13 protein-coding genes are annotated in these 18296 nt (G+C 62.5%); 6 read left to right on the top strand and 7 right to left on the bottom strand.

All coding sequences use genetic code 11. The features are described 5' to 3' along the window. Positions 1–32 precede the first annotated feature (32 nt). Together JAB1_RS18845 and JAB1_RS18850 are read right to left on the bottom strand one after the other, a co-directional pair. Positions 33–1631: a DHA2 family efflux MFS transporter permease subunit gene (locus JAB1_RS18845; protein ID WP_034786566.1), complete on the bottom strand. Its 1599-nt coding sequence runs from the start codon at positions 1629–1631 to the stop codon at positions 33–35. 6 nt (positions 1632–1637) lie between these two features. Further along, positions 1638–2831 (bottom strand): HlyD family secretion protein, encoded by a 1194-nt coding sequence (locus JAB1_RS18850; RefSeq protein WP_034786565.1) that lies wholly within the window; start codon positions 2829–2831, stop codon positions 1638–1640. 144 nt (positions 2832–2975) lie between these two features. Between JAB1_RS18850 and JAB1_RS18855 the strand changes: the two genes are divergently transcribed. Beyond that, on the top strand, positions 2976–3692 hold the full coding sequence (locus tag JAB1_RS18855) for a TetR/AcrR family transcriptional regulator (protein WP_070281361.1): 717 nt from the start codon (positions 2976–2978) through the stop codon (positions 3690–3692). 23 nt (positions 3693–3715) lie between these two features. On the opposite strand, the gene JAB1_RS18860 is transcribed toward JAB1_RS18855, so the two are convergent. The 4 genes from JAB1_RS18860 to aceE form a co-directional block, all read right to left on the bottom strand. Beyond that, positions 3716–4885 carry a hypothetical protein gene (locus tag JAB1_RS18860; RefSeq protein ID WP_070281362.1) on the bottom strand — a complete coding sequence of 390 codons (1170 nt, stop codon included), beginning with the start codon at positions 4883–4885 and terminating at the stop codon, positions 3716–3718. 255 nt (positions 4886–5140) lie between these two features. Then, the gene (gene lpdA / locus JAB1_RS18865) at positions 5141–6925 is read right to left on the bottom strand and encodes a dihydrolipoyl dehydrogenase (RefSeq protein WP_070281363.1); all 1785 of its coding nucleotides are present in this window, start codon (positions 6923–6925) and stop codon (positions 5141–5143) included. 10 nt (positions 6926–6935) lie between these two features. Further along, positions 6936–8600 (bottom strand): dihydrolipoyllysine-residue acetyltransferase, encoded by a 1665-nt coding sequence (gene aceF / locus JAB1_RS18870; RefSeq protein ID WP_070281364.1) that lies wholly within the window; start codon positions 8598–8600, stop codon positions 6936–6938. Between the two features lie 94 nt (positions 8601–8694). Continuing rightward, entirely contained in the window at positions 8695–11391 is a 2697-nt protein-coding gene (gene aceE / locus JAB1_RS18875; RefSeq protein ID WP_034786560.1) for a pyruvate dehydrogenase (acetyl-transferring), homodimeric type, read from the bottom strand. 665 nt (positions 11392–12056) lie between these two features. Here aceE and folD point away from each other — a divergent pair. From folD to JAB1_RS18900, 5 genes are all read left to right on the top strand, one after another. Continuing rightward, the gene (folD, locus tag JAB1_RS18880; protein WP_070281365.1) at positions 12057–12902 is read left to right on the top strand and encodes a bifunctional methylenetetrahydrofolate dehydrogenase/methenyltetrahydrofolate cyclohydrolase FolD; all 846 of its coding nucleotides are present in this window, start codon (positions 12057–12059) and stop codon (positions 12900–12902) included. Between the two features lie 35 nt (positions 12903–12937). After that, a complete protein-coding gene (locus JAB1_RS18885) occupies positions 12938–15019 on the top strand; it encodes a M3 family metallopeptidase (RefSeq protein WP_175445086.1) in 2082 nt (693 codons plus the stop codon). 8 nt (positions 15020–15027) lie between these two features. After that, entirely contained in the window at positions 15028–15453 is a 426-nt protein-coding gene (locus tag JAB1_RS18890; RefSeq protein WP_070281367.1) for a DNA polymerase III subunit chi, read from the top strand. Beyond that, on the top strand, positions 15450–15812 hold the full coding sequence (locus tag JAB1_RS18895; RefSeq protein ID WP_070281368.1) for a hypothetical protein: 363 nt from the start codon (positions 15450–15452) through the stop codon (positions 15810–15812). Before JAB1_RS18890 ends, JAB1_RS18895 begins: the two co-directional genes overlap by 4 nt. Before the next feature lie 265 nt (positions 15813–16077). Continuing rightward, positions 16078–17220 (top strand): branched-chain amino acid ABC transporter substrate-binding protein, encoded by a 1143-nt coding sequence (locus JAB1_RS18900; protein WP_070257968.1) that lies wholly within the window; start codon positions 16078–16080, stop codon positions 17218–17220. Between the two features lie 91 nt (positions 17221–17311). Here JAB1_RS18900 and JAB1_RS18905 read toward each other — a convergent pair whose 3' ends face one another. Then, positions 17312–18214, bottom strand: a complete 903-nt coding sequence (locus JAB1_RS18905) for a LysR family transcriptional regulator (RefSeq protein WP_070281369.1) — start codon at positions 18212–18214, stop codon at positions 17312–17314. Between the last annotated feature and the right edge of the window lie 82 nt (positions 18215–18296).

The following is an 18296-nucleotide window of genomic DNA, read 5'->3' on the forward strand; positions in this document are numbered from 1 at the left end:
CCTTCTTGTTCTTGAGGTGTTTGCGTACGCGGTCAATGACCGCCGCCACCGCCACCGGGGGCTTTGAGTTTGTCGGCCAGCCACAGGGGCACGATGCAGGCCAGCAGGATGGCGCCGATCAGGAAGAAGCCGTCGTTATAGGCCATCACATACGCTTCGCGGCGCACGATGCCATCGATCGCCTGCAAGGCCTGGTTGCCGGCCGTGACGGCGTCATAGCCCTTGGCCATGAACGAGGACGTCAACTGGTCGATGCGCAGCTGCGTGGCACTGGAATAGGCATTGATCGCTTCACCCAGGCGCTGCGAATGGAAGTGCTCGCGGGTGCTCAGGGCCGTGGCCAGCAGGGCGATGCCGATCGAGCCGCCGAGGTTGCGCGTCATGTTGAACAGGCTCGAAGCGGATGCCATGTCCTTCGGCGCGATCCCCTTCATGGCGAAGTTCGACAGGGTCAGCATGACGAAGGGCTGGCCCAGCGCGCGCACCACCTGCGACCACAGCAGCTGGTCGTAGCCGGTGGAAGCGTCCATGTAGGCATTCATCATGCACGAGCCGCCAAACAGCAGCAGGCCGATCGAACACAGGATGCGGTTATCCACCGTCGATGACAGCTTGGCGACGAAGGGCATGATGAACAGCTGCGGCAAGCCCACCCACATGATGACTTCACCGATCTGCATCGGCGAGTAGCCGGCGATCTGGCCCAGGAACAGCGGCAGCAAAAAGGCCGAGCCATACAGGCCCATGCCCGTCACGGCCGACAGCACGGTGGCGACCAGGAAATTGCGCTGGCCGTACAGGGCCAGGTTGACGAACGGTTCGGCGCGCGTGGCGCTGGTGACGACCCAGCCCAGGATACCCGTCAGGGCCAGCGCGGCAAAGGCGATGATGAAACCCGAGTCGAACCAGTCCTTCGAATTGCCCTCTTCCAGGAAGATGGTCAGGCAACCGAGGCCCAGGGCCATGAAGAAGATGCCCAGCCAGTCGGCCTTCCAGAACAGCTTCAGTTGCAGCGGCTCCTTGTCCAGGCCATAGATCATGCCGACGATCAGCAGCACGCCGGGCACCCAGTTGATGTAGAAGATCGATGGCCAGCCATACAGCTCGGAGAGGTATCCGCCCAGGGTCGGTCCCATGGCCGGCGCCAGGGTCGCCGTCAAGCCAAAGATGGCCATGCCGACGGCGCGCTTCGATGGCGGCAGCTTGAGCATCACCAGGGTGAACGCCATCGGAATCAGGGCGCCACCGGTGAACCCCTGCAGCATGCGGAAGACGATCATGCTTTCCAGGTTCCAGGCCGCCCCGCACAGGGTGGAGAACAGCAGGAAGAAAGCGGTGGTGCCGATCATGTAGGTACGCAGTCCGAACACGCGCGCCAGCAGCGCGGTGAGGGGAATGACGATGATTTCCGCCACCAGGTAGGCCGTGGAAATCCACGAGCCCTCTTCCTGGGTGGCCGACAGCGAGCCAAGGATATCCTTGAGCGAGGAGTTGGTGATCTGGATGTCGAGCACCGCCATAAAGGCGCCCAGCATGCCGGCGGCGACCGCCAGCCAGGTGCGCCCGGAGACTTTTTCGTCGATCACGGGAAACGCTGGCGGCTTCGCCAGCGTGGTGGAGGGGCTGCTCATGGAAGCTTAGCGGGTGGCAGTCTGGGCAGCGGGAGCGGCGGCGTGGCGCGCAGCCGGCTGCGTTTCAGGCTGATTCACTTCCACTTCGGCGATCACCGACATGCCCGGCACCAGGCGGCCATTCATGGCCTTGATGTCTTCCGGCTGGAAGACGATTTTCACGGGCACGCGCTGGACGATCTTGGTGAAATTGCCGGTGGCGTTATCGGCCGGCAGCAGGGCGAATTGCGCGCCCGAGGCAGGCGCGAAGCTGTCCACGGTACCCACCAGTTTCTTGCCCGGCATGGCGTCGATGGTCACGTGCACGCTCTGGCCTCGGTGCAGGTCGGCCAGCTGCGTTTCCTTGAAGTTGGCGGTGACCCAGACGTTGTCCTGCACGATGGCCGTCAGTTGCTGCCCCGGCTGCACGCGCATGCCCGTTTCCACGTTGCGCTTGCCGATGCGGCCGGCGACGGGGGCCAGGATGCGGTTGTATTGCAGCTGTTGTTCCGCGTCCTTCAATTGCACGCGCAGCACGGCCACTTGTGCCTTGGCCACGTCGCGCGCAGCTTGCGCCGCGCCAATCTGCGCCTTGGCGGCCGAAGCGCTGTCGCGGCGGGCGGCCAGGTCGGCCACGGCGCTCGAGCGGGCCGCGTTGGCCGCGTCGAGTTCCGCTTTCGATACGGCTTTCATCTGGCTTGTGTACAGCTGGCCATAACGGTCCGCATCCTGTTTTGCGCGCAGCAATTGCGCATCCGCTTGCGCCACTTGCGCCTGGGCGCCGCTGGCTTGCGCCTGCACTTGCGCGATCTGCGCATCGGCCTGCAGCACTTGCTGCTCGGCGCTGGCGATCTGCGCGGCGATCTGCTCGGTTTTCACGCGCTGGTCGAACGGGTCGAGTTCGGCGATCACGTCGCCCTCTTTCACCATTTGATTGTCGTCGATGAAGACCTTGGTGACGACGCCGGAAATGCGCGCCGAGACGGGATGCACGTGGCCGGCCACGTAGGCGTTTTCCGTTTCCACGAAATAGTGGCTGCGGTACCACATGCGGGCGCCAGCGCCCAGGGCGACCAGGACGATCAGGCCGGCGATGATTTTCACGCGGTTGTTAGGTGGTGCGGAGCTGGCGGAAGCGGCGGGCGCGGAAGGTGCGGCAGGGGCCGCGGGGGGGACGGCACTCAGCACCTTGTGCTCTGCCTGGCCTGGCTGGTTGGACATACTTGCTCCGGAAATGAAATGATGTATGTTCATTATTGGGCAAAGAAAAGCCAAAGTCAAGAAATGAAACGATTGCATTTCATTTTAATTTGCACTACAGTGTGAGCCATCACTTACCTTCCACCTTATAAAGAGACCCAGACCATGTCCGATCCCGGCCTCAGCGATACCTTGCCTACCGATAAAGAATCCGACGACGCCCAGGAGCTTTCCTGCTGCGGCAAGCCAGCCGGCCGGCCGCGCGCGGCCGACATGGAAGCGCGCATGGACAACCTGCTGCACACGGCAGGCTGCCTGTTTCTGGAAAAGGGGTATGGGAAGGTCAGCCTGGAAATGATCGCCCGCGAAGCCCATGTGGCCGTGCGCACGATTTATGTGAAGTTTGGCGGCAAGTCCGGCTTGTTCAATGCCGTGGTGGAATTGCGCCGCGCCGCCTACTTCTCGACCATGCCGGCGCTGGAAACGGATATGCGGCCCCTGCCCACCATCCTGGGCGAGTTCGGCCTGCTGTTCGTGCAACTCGTCACCATGCCGGCGGCGATCCGCCTCAATCGCATGGTGGTGGCGGAAGCGGCCACGCACCCGGAACTGGCGGAAACGTTTTACAAGGTGGGGCCGGGACAGACGCGCGAGATGCTGACCAGGTTTTTCAGCCGCCCCGACATCGCGCCCCTGTTTCGCGCGGAGCTGACGGCGGCCATGCTGTCGCTGCACCTGCTCAATTGCCTGCTGGGCGACCAGATGTCGCGCCTGCTATTTCCGCCACAGGCACAACCGGATGTGGCGCAATTGCGCGCCAAGGTGGCGGTCAGTCTCGACCTGTTCCTGCGTGGCACCCTGCGCCAGCCGCTGGCGGACTGACGCGGGATGGCTGGCGGGGGAATTCAGCCAGGGCGGCTGCAATCTTCCGGCAGCGCCGCTTCGGCGCGTGCATCGCTCAAGCCCAGCGCCCGCAGGAAAGGCTGGGCCGCCGACGCGCCATCAAGACTGAGTGAAGACTCACTTCCATCGTAGCGATCCGGGCCATAGCGCATCAGGTCGAACGAGGTTTCAAAGCGCTGCGCCAGGAAATACGTGCGGAAGTAATCGAAGGAAAACGCCACCTGGCCATCGGCCCGCAACAGCAAGCCATGCGCATACAGCGGCGCCAACCAATCCCCGGCCGCCATGCTCCAGCCCTTCACGCCACAATAGTCGCTGGCAAAACGCTCCAGTTCCGCCTCGCTGAGGAAGACGGTCTTGGCTTCGAACATCACGAACGCCAGTTCGATCAGGAATTCGCGCGCATCGGCAGCCACGCCGGCGTCCACGCGCTGCTGCACGCCCGCCTTGCCCAGCAAGCCATCGAGATAAGCGCGCTCGCCTGCCAGCTGCGGCAGCAAGGTAGCAAACACATACTCGGCATCCATCTGCCCCGTTTCCTGGCCATTCGGCGTGTACAGCACCGACAGGGCGAAGTTCTTGCTCACGTCATCGAACTCGCGCAGGGATACCGTCCACTGCGTGCCAGCCGCGCCGCCATCGGCCGCGCCCGTGCCAAACTCGAGCAAGGCAAACGCCGCCATCTGGCCCTGCGCACTGTACAGGCTACCGGGATTGCTCTTGAACAGGATGCCCAGCGACTTCATCAGCGAACTGGCATCGCCCGTATGCTGGTGGCCATGGAACACGGCGTGGATATTCTTGTAGTACGCGCGCTGCTCGGCGCTGGCGTGCTCGTCGGCGGAGAAAAAGCTGAAGCCAGCATTGCCCAGCGCCGCAGCCGCGACACCCTGCACGCGGCTACCCGGCACCAGATAGAAACGCGCGCCGGGCAAGCTGGCCGCCTGCAGCAAGGGGCGCAGGAAGTATTCGTAGACATACACGGGCGTCGTATCGGCACAGGCGCCCAGCGCCACCAGCTGGCCCGTGAAGAAAATCGCATCGATCTTCTTGCCTGCCGCCAGGATAGCAGCCACATCCTGGTACAAGGCATGCAGCATCACGGCTTGCTCTTGCTCATCGGCCCGGCGCAAACGGACATCGGCAATATGAAGGGCGGTAAATTTTTTCATCGTTGCAAAACTCTCTCAGTACAGCGGAATTTGACCGTATCCCACGCTGGCAACATTCCTGGAAAAATCACACGCTTCCGTTGAAGCAAAAGCAAAACATGGTTACAGACCTCCATTCTGCCACTTTTTCCACACGGCAATACTCACCAATTTTCACAAGACACCGCTGCGCCACGTTTTACTATGCTGCAGGTCAAGGGAAATAAAAAAACCGGGAACATGTCCCGGTTTTTTATACTGAAAGTTAACTCTTTATCAGCGCTTGCGCGGCGGCGGCAAGTCCGTGCACACGCCTTCGTACACTTCCGCAGCCATCCCGATCGACTCGCCCAGGGTTGGATGCGGGTGGATGGTCTTGCCGATGTCGGTGCCGTCGCAACCCATTTCGATGGCCAGCGCGATTTCACCGATCATGTCGCCCGCATGCGTGCCGACGATGGTGCCGCCGATGATGCGGTGCGTTTCCGCGTCGAACAGCAGCTTGGTGAAGCCTTCGGCACGGCCATTGGCCACGGCGCGGCCGGAAGCGGCCCAAGGGAAGTGGCCCTTCTCGACCTTGATGCCCTTGGCTTTCGCTTCGTCTTCCGTGATGCCGGCCCATGCCACTTCCGGATCCGTGTAGGCGACCGACGGGATCACCTTGACGTCGAAGTGCGACTTCTGGCCGGCAGCGGCTTCCGCTGCCACGTGGCCTTCATGCACGGCCTTGTGCGCCAGCATCGGCTGGCCCACCAGGTCGCCGATGGCGAAGATGTTCGGCACGTTGGTGCGCATCTGGCTGTCGACGTTGATGAAACCGCGGTCTGTCACCTGCACGCCGGCCTTGTCGGCGGCAATCTTCTTGCCGTTCGGGCTGCGGCCCACGGCGACGAGCACCAGGTCGTAGACTTGCGGCGCCGGTGCCGTGGCACCCGCTTCGGCTGCTTCGAACGTGACCTTGATGCCTTCCGGCAGCGCCTCGACAGCCACCGTCTTGGTCTTGGTCATGATGTTGTCGAAGCGCTTCTCATTGAACTTCTGCCACACCTTGACGGCGTCGCGGTCCGCGCCCTGCATCAGGCCATCCATCATCTCAACCACGTCGATGCGCGCGCCGAAGGTGGAATACACCGTCGCCATTTCCAGGCCGATGATGCCGCCGCCGATGACCAGCATGCGTTTCGGGATCTGGCGCAATTCCAGCGCGCCCGTCGAATCGACGATGCGCGGGTCTTCCGGCACGAATGGCAGTTTCACCACGGACGAACCGGCCGCGATGATGGCTTGCTTGAACTGCACGACTTTTTTCGAGCCGTCGCCTGCCGTCACTTCGATATGGTTCGCGGAGAGGAACTGGCCCACGCCCGTGACAACTTGCGTCTTGCGCGCCTTGGCCATGCCGGCCAGGCCGCCCGTCATGTTCTTGATCACGCCTTCCTTGTAAGCGCGGACCTGGTCGATGTCGATGGTCGGCTTGGCAAACGTCACGCCCGTGTTGGACATGTGCGCCGTTTCATCGATGACGGAAGCGACGTGCAGCAGCGCCTTGGACGGGATGCAGCCGACGTTCAGGCACACGCCGCCCAGAGTGGCGTAGCGCTCGACGATGACGGTGCTCATGCCCAGGTCGGCCGCGCGGAACGCCGCCGAGTAGCCGCCAGGACCGCCGCCCAATACCATCATGTCGACATCGATGTCGACCTGGCCGCTGTAATTGCCGGCCGGGATGGCGGCAACGGCTGCCGGTGCTGCCGCCGGGGCAGCCGCCGGAGCTGCTGCCGCAGGTGCAGGAGCCGCCGCAGGAGCGGCAGCAGCCGCACCTTCAGCTGCTTCCACCACCAGCAGCGCGCTGCCTTCGGCGATCTTGTCGCCGACCTTGACCTTGACTTCCTTGACGACGCCCGCGTGGGTCGATGGAATCTCCATGCTGGCCTTGTCAGATTCGACCGTGATCAGGGACTGGTCCACCTTGATGGTGTCGCCGACCTTGACCATCAGTTCGATGACTTCGACTTCCTTGAAATCGCCGATATTCGGTACTTTTACCTCTACTGTGCTCATCAATCGCTCCTTACAGCAGAATTTTGCGCATGTCGGCCAGGACTTCGCCGAGGTACACGGAGAATCGCGCGCCCATCGCGCCATCGACCACGCGGTGGTCGTAGGACAGCGAGGTGCCCATCATCAGGCGTGGCTGGAAGGCCTTGCCATCCCATACCGGCTTGATCGAGGCTTTCGACAGGCCCAGGATCGCCACTTCCGGCGCATTGACGATAGGCGTGAAGTGCGTGCCGCCGATGCCGCCCAGGGACGAAATCGTGAAGCTGGCGCCCTGCATGTCGGCCGGTTTCAGCTTGCCTTCGCGCGCCTGCAGCGACAGTTCCGTCATTTCGCGGGCGATCTGCGAAACCGACTTCTGGTCCGCGCCCTTGATCACCGGTACCACCAGGCCATTCGGCGTGTCGGCCGCGAAGCCGATGTTGTAGTACTGCTTGAGGATCAGGTTTTCGCCCTTGGCGTCGAGCGAAGCGTTAAACGCGGGGAATTTCTTCAGCGCGGCGACGGACGCCTTGATAACGAAGGCCAGCATGGTCAGCTTGGCCGCATCCTTGTTCTTCGCATTGGCCGCGTTGGTGTCGACGCGGAACGCTTCCAGGTCCGTCACGTCCGCTTCGTCGAACTGCGTGACGTGCGGGATCATGACCCAGTTGCGGTGCAGGTTCGGACCCGAGATTTTCTTGATGCGCGACAGCGGCAGCAATTCGGTCGTGCCGAACTTGCTGAAGTCCAGCGACGGCCATGGCAGCAGGTCCAGACCCACGCCCGAACCGCCTTTGGCAGCGGCCGGCGCATTTGGCGCGGCGACGGCGCCCGACATCACGCCCTTGACGAAGTTCTGCACGTCTTCCTGGGTGATGCGGCCTTTCGGACCGGAACCGCCCACGCGGGCCAGGTCCACGCCCAGTTCGCGCGCGAACTTGCGGATCGATGGCGACGCGTGCGCCAGCTTGCCATTTGCGGCAGGCGCGGCGGCGGGAGCTGGTGCGGCAGCAGGTGCTGCGGCAGCCACCGGCGCCGAAGCGACGGCGGCCGCTGGTGCGGCGGCAGCTTGCGCGGCAGGTGCAGCAGCGGCAGGAGCAGCGACGCCCGTCGTTTCCACGACCAGTACCAGCGAACCCTTGGCAACCTTGTCGCCGACCTTGACTTTCAATTCCTTGACGATACCGGCATGGCTCGATGGAATTTCCATGCTGGCCTTGTCCGATTCGACCGTCAGCAGCGACTGGTCGACCTTGATGCTGTCGCCGACCTTGACCATCAGTTCGATGACTTCGACTTCCTTGAAGTCGCCGATATCGGGCACGGTCACTTCCACCAGCGCAGGCGCGCCGGAAGCGGCAGGTGCTGGCGCTTCCGCAGGAGCGGCGGCTGGTGCAGCTTCAGCAGCCGGTGCCGGAGCGGCAGCAGCAGGCGCTGGCGCTGGCGCCGAGGCGTCGTCCGCCACTTCCAGCAGCAGGACCAGCGAACCTTCGGCGATCTTGTCGCCCACGTTGACTTTCAATTCCTTGACGACACCGGCGTGGCTCGATGGAATTTCCATGCTGGCCTTGTCCGATTCGACCGTGATCAGGGACTGGTCAACCTTGACCGTATCGCCTGGCTTGACCATCAGTTCAATGATCTCGACTTCCTTGAAATCGCCGATATCCGGGACTTTGACTTCCACAATGCTCATAGCTTGCTCCGTTATTTTATTTGTCAGATGGACCCGCACACACGCCAGGGCGGCACTTTCGCACCGCCCTGGCATCATCGGGTCCGCACAACGATTACTGGGTCACCGGATTCGGTTTGTTCGCGTCGATGCCGTACTTGGCGATCGCCTGCTCCACCACCGACACGTCGATCTTGCCTTCGTCAGCCAGCGATTTGAGCGCGGCCACGGTGACATAATAACGGTTCACTTCGAAGAACTCGCGCAGCTTGGCGCGGCTGTCCGAGCGGCCAAAGCCATCGGTGCCCAGCACTTTATAAGTGCGGCCCTTCGGCATGAAGGCGCGGATCTGTTCTGCAAACGCGCGCATGTAGTCGGTCGTGGCGACGATCGGGCCGTCCGTGTCCTGCATCAGCGACGTCACGTACGGCACGCGCTGCTCTTTCGACGGGTTGACCATGTTCCAGCGTTCCGCATCCTGGCCATCGCGGGCCACCAGGGTCAGCGACGGTGCCGACCACACGTCCGCAGCCACGCCCCAGTCGTTTTGCAACAGCTCGGCGGCGAAGATCGATTCGCGCAGGATGGTGCCGCAACCGATCAGCTGTACGCGCAGCTTGGCGTCAGCCTGGCCTTCCTGCAGCTTGTACATGCCTTTCAGGATGCCTTCTTCCTGGCCTGGCTTGATGCCTGGCTGGGCGTAGTTCTCGTTCATGATCGTGATGTAGTAGAACACATCTTCCTGGTTGGCGATCATGCGGCGCAGGCCGTCCTGGATGATGACGGCGACTTCATGGCTGAAGGTCGGATCGTACGGCATGCAGGTCGGGATGGTCGCGGCGAAGATATGGCTGTGGCCATCTTCATGCTGCAAGCCTTCGCCGTTCAGGGTCGTACGGCCAGCCGTGCCGCCCATCAGGAAGCCGCGGGCGCGCATGTCGGCCGAAGCCCATACCTGGTCGCCGATGCGCTGGAAGCCGAACATCGAGTAGAAGGTGTAGAACGGGATCATGATGCGGTCGTTGGTCGAGTACGACGTCGCCGCGGCGATCCACGAGCTCATGCCGCCCGCTTCGTTGATGCCTTCTTGCAGGATCTGGCCAGCCTTGTCTTCGCGGTAGTACATGACCTGGTCTTTGTCGACTGGCTCGTACAACTGGCCTTTCGGGTTGTAGATGCCGATCTGGCGGAACAGGCCTTCCATGCCGAAGGTACGCGATTCATCGACCAGGATAGGCACCACGCGCTGGCCCAGGTTCGGGTCTTTCAGCAGGGTCGAAATGACGCGCACGAACGCTTGCGTGGTCGAGATTTCACGACCTTCCGGCGTCGCTTCCAGCACGTTCTTGAAGGCGTCCAGGCCAGGCACCGGCAGGGTTTCTTCCGACTTCTGGCGGCGCTGCGGCAGGTAGCCACCGAGGGCCTTGCGGCGCTCGTGCAGGTAGACCATTTCCGGCGCGTCGTCGGCCGGCTTGAAGAACGGGATGTCGGCCAGCTTGTCGTCAGGGATCGGCAGCGAGAAGCGGTCGCGCATTTCGCGGATGGCTTCGTCGTCCAGTTTTTTCGTCTGATGCGCCGTGTTGCGCGCTTCGCCGGACTTGCCCATGCCGTAGCCCTTGATGGTTTTCACCAGCAGGACGGTTGGCTGGCCCTTGTGTTCCTGGGCGATCTTGAATGCCGCGTAGATCTTGTGCGGATCGTGACCGCCACGGGTCAGGCGCCAGATGTCGTCGTCCGTCATGTTGGCAACCATTTCCAGCAGCTTCGGATGCTTGCCGAAGAAGTGCTTGCGCACGTAGGCGCCATCTTTCGCCTTGTAGTTCTGGTATTCGCCGTCGACGGTTTCCATCATCACGCGCTGCAGGATGCCTTCCTTGTCCTGTGCCAGCAGGGCGTCCCAGCCCGGGCCCCAGATGACCTTGACGACGTTCCAGCCGGCGCCGCGGAATTCGCCTTCCAGCTCCTGGATGATCTTGGTATTGCCGCGCACAGGGCCGTCCAGGCGCTGCAGGTTGCAGTTGACCACGATGACCAGGTTGTCGAGCATGTCGCGTGCGGCCAGGCCGATCGCGCCCAGCGATTCCGGCTCGTCCATCTCGCCGTCGCCGCAGAAGGCCCAGACCTTGCGGTTGTCGGTCTTGGCGATGCCGCGTGCGTGCAGGTATTTCAGGAAGCGCGCCTGGTAGATCGCCATGTGCGGGCCCAGGCCCATCGACACGGTCGGGAACTGCCAGAAGTCAGGCATCAGCTTCGGATGCGGGTACGAAGACAGGCCCTTGCCGTCGACTTCCTTGCGGAAGTTCAGCATTTGCTCTTCCGTCAAACGTCCTTCGAGGAAGGCGCGCGCGTAGACGCCGGGCGAGGAGTGGCCCTGGATGTACAGCAGGTCGCCGCCGTGGTCGGCCGTTGGCGCGTGCCAGAAATGGTTGAAACCGATGCCCAGCATGTTCGCCAGCGAAGCGAACGAGGACAAGTGGCCGCCCAGGTCGCCGTCGGCACGGTTGGCCTTGACGACCATGGCCATGGCGTTCCAGCGCATCCACGAGCGCAGGCGTTCTTCGTATTCGAGGTTGCCGGGGCAGTGTGCTTCTTGCTTGGTGGGGATGGTATTGACGTAGGCGGTGGTGCTGGAGAACGGGATCTGGGCGCCGCGGCGGCGAGCCAGGTCAACCATGCGCTCCATCAGGTAATGCGCGCGCTCCGGACCTTCATTTTCCAGAACGGCTTCGAGCGCGTCCAGCCACTCCTTGGTTTCCTGCATATCCGGGTCGGTGCCGATCTGTGTCGTTACCTGGTTCAGTTGAGCTGACATCTGTTGAGTCTCCTTTGTGAACGCCCCACCCCGATTTTCCGGATCGCTGTCGGACGGTATTTCGCTGATTATTTACTATTAAGTCGATTTAGTGTGGGGATTCTAACAGCGTATTTACTATTTTTCAAATTACGATATAGCATTTCACATCATGAAATTACCCTATGAAATTTATGCTGCACTGCCGCAAATTCTGCCCGGAAACTAGGGTGATCAAAGTGCCAAAAACGGCGCCAAAAGAACCGCAGGCCCTTGCACTCCCTAGGCCACCAGCACACCAGCAAAACGCATTAACGCCCCAGTCGTCCGCACAGGCATACCGGGCCAAGCGGGCCTGAAAAATGTCGAGGGCAAGGCGCGGCGACGCAGACAGTACGCCAGTACGGCAAGGAGCCGTAACGCAGCCATCGGCATTTTCTCAGGCCCGCGTCTCCGGCCCGCTTTTATGCCGGGCCAGGCGGGCCTGAAAAATGTCGAGGGCAAGGCGCGGCGACACAGACAGTACGCCAGTACGGCAAGGAGCTGCAACGCCGCCATCGGCATTTTCTCAGACTCGCGTCTCTGGCCCGCTGTTGTTACGCCTTTGCATAGCCAAAACCGCCCCTTTGCGCCGCCCGGCTTTATAATCTGACTTTTCCCTCCTACCAGCTCTCAGCCTCCCTACCATGCCAGCACAACTGATCGACGGAATCGCCCTCTCCCAAAAACTGCGCAGCGAGATCGCCACGCGCGCCGCCGCCCTCACGGCCAAGGGCACCCAGCCCGGCCTGGCCGTGATACTCGTCGGCGAAGACCCGGCCAGCCAGGTGTATGTCCGCAACAAGGTCAAGGCGTGCGGCGACGTGGGTTTTCACTCGGTGCTGGAAAAATATGAAGCGGACCTGTCCGAAGCGGACTTGCTGGCACGTATTGCCGGCCTGAATGCCGACCCGGCCATCCACGGCATCCTCGTGCAGATGCCCTTGCCCAAGCACATCAACCCGCACAAGGTCATCGAAGCGATCGCCACGACAAAAGACGTCGATGGCTATTCCGTCCTGAGCGCCGGCGAACTGATGACGGGCTTGCCCGGCTTCCGCCCGTGCACGCCGTACGGCTGCATGAAACTGATCGAAAGCACGGGCGTGGACTTGCGCGGCAAGCACGCCGTCGTCATCGGCCGCAGCAACACCGTCGGCAAGCCGATGGCCCTGCTGCTCTTGCAAGCGAACGCTACCGTCACCATCTGCCATAGTGCGACCCCGGACCTGGGCCACCACACGCGCAACGCCGACATCGTCGTTGCCGCCGTCGGCCGCCGCAATACCCTGACGGCCGACATGGTCCGTCCGGGCGCCATCGTGATCGACGTGGGCATGAACCGCGACGATAACGGCAAGCTGTGCGGCGACGTGGATTTTGCCGGAGTGAAAGACGTCGCGTCGCACATCACGCCCGTGCCGGGTGGCGTGGGGCCGATGACCATCACGATGTTATTGATGAATACCGTCGAGGCGGCAGAGCGCGTGTAAAAACACCGGGGCGGCCTGACCGCCCCTTTTAATATATGGAACCGACGATGAATACCAATCCCCTGCTTGATTTTTCCGGCCTGCCACGCTTCGACGCGATTACGCACGAGCATGTCACGCCTGCCATCGACACCTTGCTGGCCCAGGCGCGCGCCACGGTGGCGCGGCTGGAAGCGCCCATGGAAGAAGTCAGCTGGGAAAACTTCGTCACGCCCCAGGACCAGATCGCCGAAACCCTGGGCCGCGCCTGGAGCATCGTCAACCACTTGAACAGCGTGATCGATACGCCGGAACTGCGCGCCGCCTACAATGCGAACCAGCCCAAGGTGACGGAATTCTTGACCGAACTGGGCCAGAACGAAATCCTCTTCGGCAAATACAAGCAATTGCAGGCCCGCGCCGATTTCGCCAGCCTGTCGCCATCGCGCCGCCGCATCGTCGACAATGCCGTGCGCGATTTCCGCCTGGGTGGCGCCGAGTTGCCTGAGGACAAGAAAGAGCGCTTTGGCGCCATCCAGGAAGAACATGCGGCCGTCTCGACGCGTTTTTCCGAAAACGTGCTCGACGCCACCAATGACTACAAGCTGCTGGTCGAGAGCGAAGCTGAACTGGCCGGCCTGCCCGACGACGTGAAGGCTGCCGCGCGCGCCGCCGCCGACAAGGCGGGTAAGCAAGGCTATGAATTCTCGCTGCACTTTCCCTCTTACTACCCGATCCTGCAATTTGCCGACAACCGCGCGCTGCGCGAAACCATCTACCGCGCCAACGCCACCAAGGCCTCGGACCAAGGCGACGTGTTCAGCAAGAAAGAGGACTGGGACAATACGCTCAACATCGTCACTCTGTTGCAATTGCGCGACGAAGAGGCAAAACTGCTCGGCTACGCCAATTTCGCCGAAGTGTCGCTGGTCTCCAAGATGGCCACCTCGCCCGCGCAAGTCATCGCTTTCCTGGAAGACCTGGCGAAACGCGCGCGCCCGTTCGCCGAGAAGGACTTGGCAGAACTGAAACAATTCGCGAAGGAAGAGCTGGGCATTGCGGAACTGCAAGCGTGGGACGTGCCGTACGCTTCCGAAAAACTGCAGGAACGCCGCTACGCGTTCTCGGCCCAGGAAGTCAAACAGTATTTCCCTGAACACAAGGTGATCGACGGCCTGTTCCGCCAGATCCAGAACCTGTTCGCCGTCGAGATCAAGCCTGATACGGCACCCGTGTGGCACCCGGACGTGCGTTTCTACCGCATCGAGCGCGACGGCACACTGGTCGGCCAGTTCTACCTGGACCTGTATGCGCGCGCGGGCAAGAGCGGCGGCGCCTGGATGGACGACGCGCGCGGCCGACGCGCCGACGCGCAACACGTGCAAACGCCGATCGCTTATCTCACCTGCAACTTCACGGAACCGGCCGTGGTCGACGGCAAGGTACAGCCAGCCCTGTTCACGCACGACGAAGTGATCACACTGTTCCACGAATTCGGCCACGGCCTGCACCATATGCTGACCGTCGTCGACGAGCTGGGCGTGTCGGGCATTGCCGGCGTCGAATGGGATGCCGTGGAACTGCCATCGCAATTCATGGAAAACTTTTGCTGGGAATGGGAAGTGCTCGAACACATGACGGCGCACGCCGTCACGGGCGCGCCGCTGCCGCGCGCGCTGTACGACAAGATGCTGGCCGCCAAGAATTTCCAGTCCGGCTTGCAAACCCTGCGCCAGGTGGAGTTTTCCTTGCTCGACATGCATTTGCACTATGACTACGACGCCAGCACGGGCCAGAGCGTGCAGCAACTGATCGACGGCGTGCGCGCCAAGTTCGCGCTGCTCATCCCGCCCCCGTTCAACCGCTTCCAGAATGCCTTTGGGCATATCTTCTCCGGCGGCTACGCAGCTGGCTACTACAGCTACAAATGGGCCGAGGTGCTGTCCGCCGACGCCTATGCAGCGTTTGAAGAAGCCAGGGCGCTGGGACCGGCCGCTACCACTGCAGCGGGCAAGCGCTACCTGCAAGAAATCCTGTCCGTCGGCGGCTCGCGCCCCGCGCTGGAATCGTTCACGGCCTTCCGTGGCCGCGAGCCGTCCATCGACGCCCTGCTGCGCCACAGCGGCATGGCTGCCTGAGCCCCGCCATGAGCCGCGTCGATTTTCACAGCAATGTGCCGGACAAGCTGGCCTACGCCTGCCGCCTGGCCCGCAAGGCGTATATGGCCGGCAACAAGGTCGTCGTGCTGGCGGCCGACAGCGCCCAGCTCGACGCCTTGAACAGCGCCATGTGGACCATTTCCGCCACGGATTTCCTGCCCCACGTGCTGGCCGGCGATCCGCTGGCGGCGCAGACGCCCATCATCCTGACCGATGACGAGGCGGCCGAGCTGCCGCATCACGACATCCTCGTCAACCTGTCGCAGTTGCCGCCCGCCAATTACGCGCAATTCCAGCGCGTCTTCGAGATCGTTTCCATGGATGAGCAGGATGCGCAGGCGGGCCGCCAGCGCTTCCTGCATTACCGCCAGCAAAACGTGCAGCCGACCCACTACGTGGCAGGGAAGACATGAATCAACCGCCATTCGACCAGGGCATTCCCCTGCTGACGGAGGTGCTGCTGGGACCGGAGGCGGCGCCCGCCATGCCAGTCGAGCCTGTTGTCGAGGCAACGCCGGCGTTGCCGCCAACGGTGGCGCAACCAGACTGGGACGCCATCGAACAGCGGCTGACCCAGCGCATCCTGCACCAGGTGCAGGGCAAGATCGACCATCTGCTGGAAGAGCGCATCGCCCACGTCCTGCAGACGGCCCTGCAAAACGCCCTGATCGGCATGCGCGGCGCCCTGCGCGAAGATCTGCAGCAGTCGCTGGAGCAGATCGTCGCGCATGCCGTGAGCCATGAATTAGGTCACCTGCACCCTCCCGCATAGCCCTGAGCAGTCGGGTTACGCGCTGCGCGCTAACCCGACCTACCCGACCTACCCTATTCTTTCCTCCAACGCCATTCTTTGGTGCGCTCGCGCCTGCGAAATCGGTGCATCGCGCCTCACTTTGGTGATTGTTGCGACAAAATGTAAAAAGCCCGAAATGCGGCTTTGCGCCGCCTGTTTTTTGTTGTACCTTTCTTCACACGTACCGCCTGTCGAAGCGGTTTTCACGAGACGCCGCCGTATCTTTATCCATTGGAGAATGTTTATGCTGCTCAAGACCAAAGTCCTTCCTCTCGCCGTCGCCCTTGCCTTTGCCGGCCATGCGGGCGCACAGGAAATCATCAAGATCGGCCACGTCGCCCCGGTCTCTGGCGCCAGCTCCCACCTGGGCAAGGATAATGAGAACGCGGCCAAGATGGCCATCGAGGATTTGAACGCCAAAGGGTTCAAGATCGACGGCAAAGCCGTGAAATTCGTGCTGGTCCCCGAAGATGACGCAGCCGATCCCAAGCAGGGCACGGCCGTGGCGCAAAAGCTCGTCGACGCCAAGGTCAACGGCGTGGTCGGCCACCTGAATTCGGGCACGACGATTCCCGCCTCGCGCATTTACTTCAATGCCGGCATTCCACAGATTTCACCGGCCGCCACCAACCCGACATATACCCAGCAGAAATTCAACACGGCCTTCCGCGTCGTCGCCAATGACAACAAGCTGGGCGGAACGTTGGGCGCGTATGCCGTGGGCAAGCTGCAGGCGAAGAAAATCGCCGTCATCGATGACCGCACGGCCTACGGCCAGGGCGTGGCGGAACAATTCGTCAAGGGCGCCAAGAAGGCGGCCCCGGGCGTGCAAATCGTCGGCAAGGAATTTACGAATGCCAACGCGACGGACTTCAATGCCATCCTGACCAGCATCAAGTCGAAAAATCCCGACCTGATCTTCTTTGGCGGCATGGACTCCGTGGGCGGCCCCATGCTGCGCCAGATGAAGGCGCTGGGCATCAAGGCTAAGTTCATGGGCGGCGATGGCTTGTGCACGGAGCCGCTGGGCAAGCTGGCGGGCGACGCCGTGGGCGAGGACATGGTCACCTGCGCGGAAGCGGGCGGCGTGACGGGCGCGCAGCAAAAAGGCATGGACGACTTCCGCGCCCGCTACAAGCAGAAATACAATATGGAAGTGCAGCTGTACGCGCCATACGTCTACGATGCCGTGATGACCATGGCCACCGCCATGGCCGACGCGAAATCGTCGAAACCATCCGTCTACCTGCCTTTCCTGGCCAAGGTGCACTACCAGGGCGTGACGGGCCCGATCTCGTTCGACGCCAACGGCGACATCAAGGATGGCGCGCTGACTTTGTTCACTTATCGCGATGGCAAGAAGACCAAGATGGAAGTGGTCAAATAATAGAACCTACTGCGCGGCGCGATTTGCGGCCTGCGATGCTCACTGTGCATTAGCACAGCTCCGCTTCTCAGCCACAACTCACATCCGCTCGCTACGGTTCTTGCTGTCCGGCCACGTAAGCCAGCAAGCCTTCGGCCAGCGCGTCGAAGGCGGCGCGGCAGCGCAGGCTGCCGCGCAAGTCTTCATGCATGGTGACCCACGTTTCCATCGGTAGCGCAAACGCTTGCGGCAACACGCGCCGCAGGGCAGGATCGCGCGCCGCCAGACCCGCCTGGCACACGCCGACGCCGGCGCCTGCGCGTATCAGGGCCAGTTGCGCCAGGTCGCTGTCGCTGCGCCAGGCAAAATTTTCCCGCGCAAATCCGTTGAAAGCCGCGCCCGCGTTGCGCACGAAGGGGCTCGCCTCGTCGTAGCCGATGACGGCATGCTGCGCCAGATCGGCCAGTACCAGCGGCGTGCCATGCCGCGCCAGGTAATCCACGTGGGCATGCAGGCCCAGTTCGATATCGCCCACCTTGCGCGCCACCAGCTGTTCCTGCCGCGGCCGCAGCATGCGCACGGCGATGTCCGCTTCCCGTCGCAGCAAATCCTGCACCTTGTTGCTCAATACCAATTCAATGGTCAAGCCCGGATGGCTCGCGCGCAGGCGGGCCAGGATGGGCGGCAGCACTTCGACGCCCACCACTTCGCTGGCCGCGATGCGCACGACGCCGGCCACGCCCTGACCCTGGCTGCTGGCGGCGCGCTGCATCAGGGCGGCAGTATGTTCCATGGTTTCCGCATGGGGCCGCAGCGCGAGGGCCACTTCCGTGGGCAGCAAGCCCAGCTGGGAGCGCGTGAACAGGGTCGCGCCCAGCGCCTGCTCGAGCGCGGCGATATGCCGGCCGACGGTGGGCTGCGTGATGCCCAGCGCGCGTGCCGCGCCGGACAGGGAGCCGTGCTTCAGCACGGCCAGCAGCGAACGGTAGTATTCCCAGGCGATCGAGGTGGTCATACATAAATGTATAGCCCATGGTCGATACTCGTCAATTCCCAATTAGCCTTGCGCAGCAGATACTGGCGCCATCAACCACACG

Origin of the sequence: Janthinobacterium sp. MP5059B (assembly GCF_001758645.1) — a bacterium.
GTDB lineage: Bacteria > Pseudomonadota > Gammaproteobacteria > Burkholderiales > Burkholderiaceae_D > Janthinobacterium > Janthinobacterium lividum.

Excerpts from the sequence above, each read along its gene's own strand:
- JAB1_RS18895 (WP_070281368.1), top strand. The coding sequence starts at position 15,450 with ATGAATCAACCGCCATTCGACCAGGGCATTCCCCTGCTGACGGAGGTG.
- JAB1_RS18905 (WP_070281369.1), bottom strand. The coding sequence starts at position 18,214 with ATGACCACCTCGATCGCCTGGGAATACTACCGTTCGCTGCTGGCCGTG.
- folD (WP_070281365.1), top strand. The coding sequence starts at position 12,057 with ATGCCAGCACAACTGATCGACGGAATCGCCCTCTCCCAAAAACTGCGC.
- JAB1_RS18850 (WP_034786565.1), bottom strand. The coding sequence starts at position 2,831 with ATGTCCAACCAGCCAGGCCAGGCAGAGCACAAGGTGCTGAGTGCCGTC.
- aceE (WP_034786560.1), bottom strand. The coding sequence starts at position 11,391 with ATGTCAGCTCAACTGAACCAGGTAACGACACAGATCGGCACCGACCCG.
- JAB1_RS18885 (WP_175445086.1), top strand. The coding sequence starts at position 12,938 with ATGGAACCGACGATGAATACCAATCCCCTGCTTGATTTTTCCGGCCTG.
- JAB1_RS18855 (WP_070281361.1), top strand. The coding sequence starts at position 2,976 with ATGTCCGATCCCGGCCTCAGCGATACCTTGCCTACCGATAAAGAATCC.
- lpdA (WP_070281363.1), bottom strand. The coding sequence starts at position 6,925 with ATGAGCACAGTAGAGGTAAAAGTACCGAATATCGGCGATTTCAAGGAA.
- aceF (WP_070281364.1), bottom strand. The coding sequence starts at position 8,600 with ATGAGCATTGTGGAAGTCAAAGTCCCGGATATCGGCGATTTCAAGGAA.
- JAB1_RS18860 (WP_070281362.1), bottom strand. The coding sequence starts at position 4,885 with ATGAAAAAATTTACCGCCCTTCATATTGCCGATGTCCGTTTGCGCCGG.
- JAB1_RS18845 (WP_034786566.1), bottom strand. The coding sequence starts at position 1,631 with ATGAGCAGCCCCTCCACCACGCTGGCGAAGCCGCCAGCGTTTCCCGTG.
- JAB1_RS18900 (WP_070257968.1), top strand. The coding sequence starts at position 16,078 with ATGCTGCTCAAGACCAAAGTCCTTCCTCTCGCCGTCGCCCTTGCCTTT.
- JAB1_RS18890 (WP_070281367.1), top strand. The coding sequence starts at position 15,028 with ATGAGCCGCGTCGATTTTCACAGCAATGTGCCGGACAAGCTGGCCTAC.